This is a genomic window from Paraburkholderia podalyriae, assembly GCF_014397785.1.
Taxonomy (GTDB): Bacteria; Pseudomonadota; Gammaproteobacteria; order Burkholderiales; family Burkholderiaceae; genus Paraburkholderia; species Paraburkholderia podalyriae.
Window position 1 is genome coordinate 1 of sequence record NZ_VZQQ01000296.1, and the last position, 471, is coordinate 471.

A 471-nucleotide genomic window follows, 5' to 3' on the forward strand; every position below is an offset into this window, starting at 1 on the left:
TTCCTTCAAGCTCCTGCTCAAACCACGCCCGATCTTCTACCTGTCGTCTCCCGGCCATTCTTCTCGCGCGTTCATCGTGATGCAAGCCAGGTTACCAGGATTCGCGAAAGAAGTGGGTAATCACAAGGGCTCCTATAGGTTTACCACTCCGCACGTTTGCGGTGACCAGCATGGCGATGAGCGCAGACGCGTTTCGCACGTGGGGCTGGCGCATTCCATTTATGTTTAGTACCGTCCTGTTGCTACTGGGTCTCTATATCCGACTCCGGATGAACGAAACGCCGGTGTTCGCCAAAGAGCTACGACTGCGTGGCGCGTCCCGCTTCCCGGTACTCGACGCGATTGCCGGGGGTGTCCGGAATTTTGTGTAAACGGGTTGAGGTTTAACCCGGCACTAGCCGCTCTTCGAACTGGATTGTGAAGCGGTTCAGGGCCGCTTTCCAGTCGCGGATAGGCATCGTCCACTTCTTG

Annotated in this window: 1 protein-coding gene; it reads left to right on the forward strand. The window is 56.5% G+C overall.

Annotated features, from left to right (window positions below; translation table 11 throughout):
* The coding region (locus F6X42_RS43685; protein WP_222945945.1) for a hypothetical protein at positions 1–229 on the forward strand (229 nt) is incomplete at its 5' end.
* Positions 230–471: the final 242 nt, after the last annotated feature.